The organism is Pseudoxanthomonas sp. LjRoot204_2 (genome assembly GCF_056175765.1).
In genome coordinates, this window is record NZ_JBGFFG010000549.1 from 1 (window position 1) to 1,902 (window position 1,902).

Here is a 1,902-nt window from a genome sequence, read left to right on the forward strand (position 1 = left end):
GACCAGCACTTCACCGTCCTTCGTGTACGCCACGATCGAGGGCGTGGTGCGGTCGCCTTCCGAGTTTTCGATGACGCGGGCCTTGCCGCCGTCCATGATCGCCACGCACGAGTTGGTCGTGCCGAGGTCGATGCCGATGATCTTGCCCATGGTGGTTCTCGCTCCCTAGCAAATTCTGTTTGGATCCGGCGCTCGGCCGGGTGGATGGTCCCGATATAGGGGTGCGATGGCGCCGTTCAAGCGCCGTCGCGCAGACGTTCAGTCGTGCTTCGCCACGACCACCAGGGCCGGGCGCAGCAGGCGTCCGTTGAGCAGGTAGCCCTTCTGGAACACCTGCACCACGCTGCCGGGCGCGGCGCCCGGCGCATCGGCCTGGCTGATCGCCTGATGGTGTTCGGGGTTGAAGGCATCGCCCGTGGGGTCCAGCAGGGTCAGGCCGTTGTCGCCGGCCACCTTCAGCAACTGCTTGAAGGTCAGCTCCAGTCCGTCCTTGAGGGGACTCGGCTCGGCGCCTGCCGCGGCCAGGCCGGCGTCCAGGCTGTCGAAAACGGGAAGCAGGTCGCCCAACAGGCGTTCGTTGGCGAACTTGCGGGCCTGCTCGATGTCGCGGGCCACGCGCTTGCGCTGGTTCTCCAGGTCGGCGCGCTCCAGCAGCGTAGTGGCACGCAGCTGGTCGAGCTCGTTGCGGAGGGTTTCCAGCTCGGCGATCAGCGCGCTGTCGGTGTCCTGCGGGTCGTGGCCCTGGTCCAGGTCGGAATCGTGGTCGTGTTGGTTCATTTCGGGTCCCATCGCGGCAAGTCCGGCCGCCCAAGCCCCAACCTATGGGGCCGGCGCATCCGGATTCAAGGCCGCACCCAGTACATCGGCCGCCGCCTGCACCACCGGAATGACCCGGTCATACGCCATGCGCGTGGGCCCGATCACCCCCAGCACGCCGAGCACCTGCCCGCCCGCCATGTAGGGCGCCGTCACCACCGACACGCCATCATGCGGCGCGAGCCCGGTGTCCTCGCCGATGAAGATGCGCACCCCCGGGGCGCGGATCGTGCGCTCGAGCAGTTGCAGGATTTCGCGCTTGCGAGCGAACGCCTCGAACAGGTCGCGCAGCCGTTCCAGATCGGACAGCTCCTGCACCCCCATGAGCCGGGTCTGGCCCGCCAGCACCACATCGTCGCCCGGCGGCGTGAGGGCCTGTTCGGCCAGCTCGATCGACTCGGCCAGCAGGCCTTCCATTTCCGTCTGGGCGCGGCGCAGGTCACGCAGCAGGTTGGCCCGGATTTCGGCCAAGGGTCGCCCGGCGAACTGGGTGTTCAGATAGTTCGCGATGCGCTCCAGTTCCGACCGCTCGTAGGGCCGACGGGTCTCGATGACCCGGTTCTGCACGTCGTTGTCGGCGAAGACCAGGATGGCCATGACCCGCTGCCCATCCAGCGGCACGAAATCGATGTAGCGGAAGGCGAACTGCTCCCGCCTCGGCACGCTGACCACGCCGACGAAGTGGGTCATCGCCGACAGTAGCTCCGAGGCGTTGCCCAGCAGTGCCTGGGTCCCCGCCCCCGTAGACAGTTCGGCCCGCAGCCGCGCGACTTCGCCGTCCCCCAGGGACTTCACCTGCACCAGGCTGTCCACGAACACCCGATACCCCTGTGCGGTGGGAATGCGGCCGGCCGAGGTATGCGGGGAACTCAGCAGTCCGACCTCTTCCAGCTCGGACAGGATGTTGCGGATGGTCGCCGGACTCACCTCCAGCCCCGCATGGCGGGCCAGCGTCTGCGACCCCACCGGCTCGCCATCGCGGATGTAGCGCGAGATCAGCGTCCGCAGCAGTTGGCGGGCGCGCGGATCCAGCGGGGGCGATGGCGGATGCATGCCCGCTAGATAACGTCGCTCCCCCTTCTTTGC

General features: G+C 67.9%; 3 protein-coding genes. All 3 read right to left on the bottom strand.

Features of this window, described 5'->3' with window-relative positions; all coding sequences use genetic code 11:
• Positions 1-150, bottom strand: a 150-nt coding sequence (locus AC04L7_RS17720) for an Hsp70 family protein (RefSeq protein ID WP_475513571.1), incomplete at its 3' end; no start/stop codon positions are given.
• A 108-nt stretch (positions 151-258) separates the two neighbouring features.
• Positions 259-777 carry a nucleotide exchange factor GrpE gene (gene grpE, locus AC04L7_RS17725; RefSeq protein WP_296280692.1) on the bottom strand — a complete coding sequence of 173 codons (519 nt, stop codon included), beginning with the start codon at positions 775-777 and terminating at the stop codon, positions 259-261.
• 42 nt (positions 778-819) lie between these two features.
• Positions 820-1,869 carry a heat-inducible transcriptional repressor HrcA gene (hrcA, locus tag AC04L7_RS17730; protein ID WP_435998359.1) on the bottom strand — a complete coding sequence of 350 codons (1,050 nt, stop codon included), beginning with the start codon at positions 1,867-1,869 and terminating at the stop codon, positions 820-822.
• Between the last annotated feature and the right edge of the window lie 33 nt (positions 1,870-1,902).